Origin of the sequence: Mesorhizobium sp. M7A.T.Ca.US.000.02.2.1, from assembly GCF_003996995.1 — a bacterium.
GTDB lineage: Bacteria > Pseudomonadota > Alphaproteobacteria > Rhizobiales > Rhizobiaceae > Mesorhizobium.
Map to the genome: position 1 here is coordinate 1 of NZ_RZTT01000633.1, position 2432 is coordinate 2432.

Consider the following 2432-nt stretch of genomic DNA (forward strand, 5'->3'; position numbering starts at 1 on the left):
GGCCAGGCGCGCTCGATTCTCGAGGCGCTGCCGACAACGACCGGGACGCTGCTGCTCGCCATCATTGCCGCCGCGGCACTCATTGCGCTGTTCAAGACACCACTTGTGCTGCGCCTTGCCGCCAGCGTGATGGCGCTTGCCGCGCTTGCGCTGCTGATCGGTGTCGCCGGAACATTTCTCACACCGGCGGGCAACACCTTCGCCAGAGTTTCGCCAGCCTCCGGTTTCTGGATTCTGATCTTTGCCTTCACGCTTTTGCTCGCCGACGTGCTGACAAGGCTGAACCTGTCGCCATTGGCGCGGGTTGGCGTGCTTGTGGTCGCGGCTTTGGCGATCGGGCTGCTGTTGATTTCGGGAAGCTGGGACAATCTGTCGATCCTGAAGGAATATTTCAACCGCGCCGACAGTTTCTGGGCAGAGGGCTCCAAGCATGTAACGCTGGCGCTAGGATCGCTGCTTGCGGCGGTGGTCGTCGGCCTGCCACTCGGCATTCTCTGCCATCGCGTCGAAAGTCTGCGCGCCGGCGTTCTCAACGTGCTCAACATCATCCAGACCATTCCCTCGATCGCGCTGTTCGGCCTTTTGATCGCGCCGCTCGGCTGGGTTGCCACGCATGTGCCGGGAGCTACCGCGCTCGGCATTCGCGGCATCGGCACCGCACCGGCTTTTGTGGCGCTGTTCCTCTACTCGCTGCTGCCGGTAGTGGCCAACACCGTGGTCGGCCTGGCCGGCGTGCCGCGCGCGGCCAACGACGCGGCGCGCGGCATGGGCATGACCGACAGGCAGCGCCTGTTCGGCGTCGAGTTTCCGCTGGCTTTTCCTGTCATCCTCACCGGCATCCGCATCGTCTTGGTGCAGAACATCGGCCTCGCCACCATTGCCGCGCTGATCGGCGGCGGCGGTTTCGGCGTGTTCGTCTTCCAGGGTGTGGGCCAGACGGCGATGGACCTTGTGCTGCTCGGCGCGGTGCCAACGGTCGCGCTCGCCTTTGCCGCCGCCATCATCCTCGATGCGGTGATCGAAATGACCGCCACCAGGCGCAGGGTTGAAACGGCATGATCGAGATCGAAGGCATCACCAAGCGCTATGACGCGACGACCGTGGTCGATGACGTGTCGATGGTCATCGAGCCGCGCACCATCGCCGTCATTGTCGGCACGTCCGGTTCCGGCAAGACGACGCTGCTGCGCATGATCAACCGGCTGGTCGAGCCGACTTCGGGCATCATCAAGCTCGACGGCGCCGACAATCGTTCGCTGCCCGGCTACGAACTGCGCCGCAGCATCGGCTACGCCATCCAGGGGCACGGCCTGTTTCCGCATCGCACGGTGGCACAGAACATTGCCACCGTGCCGGTGCTGCTTGGCTGGGACGAGGACCGTATCAAGGCCCGGGTCGACGAGCTGATGACGCTCTATCAGCTCGATCCCGAAGCCTTCGGGCCTCGCTATCCGCACGAACTGTCCGGCGGCCAGCAGCAGCGCGTCGGTGTTGCCCGCGCACTCGCCGCCGAACCCAACGTGCTGTTGATGGACGAACCGTTCGGCGCCCTCGACCCGATCATCCGCACCAAGGCGCAGGAAGATCTGCTGGCGATCCAGAAGCGCTTCGGCACCACCATCATCCTCGTCACCCACGACATGGAAGAGGCCGTGCATATGGGCGACAAGATCGCGGTCATGGATGCCGGCAAGCTGGTGCAATACGCCAAGCCGGCCGAGATCCTGGCAAAGCCGGCAAGCGCCTTCGTCGAGACCCTGGTTGGCGCCAGCGAAAGGCCGTTCCGGTTGCTGTCGCTCGGCCGGGTCCGCGATGCCGTGGAGAAGGGCTCCGCCGAAGGTGAGGCGATCCCCGGCGATGCGAGCCAGCGCGACGCGCTGGCCGAATTGTTGTGGTCGGGCCGGCCGGCGCTGCCGGTCAAAGGCGCCGACGGCAAGCCGCTTGGCCGCGTGACCGTCGAAGGGCTGGTGAAGCGCGCGGCGAGGCCGGCATGAAGGCCTGGCTTCCATCGCTGCTCAGGCTAGCATTGGTGGTGCTGCTCGTTGCCTTCGTCACCAATCCCTCATGGTTCGTGCCGCTGCTGAAGCCGCTGACCGAGAACAATGCGCCGGTGATCTACAACCAGGGCAGCCTGCTGACGCTGACATTGCTGCACTTACGCACGGTTCTGATCGCCACCGTGGCGGCAACCGTCGTTGCGGTGGCGCTTGCCATCCTGGTCACCAGGCCGGCCGGCGCCGAATTCCTGCCGCTATCGCGCAGCCTGGTCAACATCGGTCAGACCTTTCCGCCGGTGGCGGTGCTGGCGCTCGCCGTGCCGGCCGTCGGCTTCGGCGAGAAGCCGACGCTGATCGCCCTGTTTCTCTATGGCCTGCTGCCGATTTTCGAAAATGCGCTGACCGGCCTGACGACGCTGCCGGCCAATGTCGTCG

The 2432-nt window shown here is 65.2% G+C and carries 2 protein-coding genes and 1 pseudogene; all 3 read left to right on the forward strand.

What is annotated here, in order from left to right:
- The coding region (locus tag EOD15_RS32795; RefSeq protein ID WP_148129769.1) for an ABC transporter permease at positions 1 to 1059 on the forward strand (1059 nt) is incomplete at its 5' end.
- Complete coding sequence (locus EOD15_RS32800; RefSeq protein WP_127322448.1) at positions 1056 to 1994, forward strand: ABC transporter ATP-binding protein; 939 nt, start codon at positions 1056 to 1058, stop codon at positions 1992 to 1994. The genes EOD15_RS32795 and EOD15_RS32800, both read left to right, overlap by 4 nt.
- A pseudogene (locus EOD15_RS32805) lies at positions 1991 to 2432 on the forward strand (ABC transporter permease); the annotation flags it as partial. The gene EOD15_RS32800 and the pseudogene EOD15_RS32805, both read left to right, overlap by 4 nt.

Excerpts from the sequence above, each read along its gene's own strand:
- EOD15_RS32800 (WP_127322448.1), top strand. The coding sequence starts at position 1,056 with ATGATCGAGATCGAAGGCATCACCAAGCGCTATGACGCGACGACCGTG.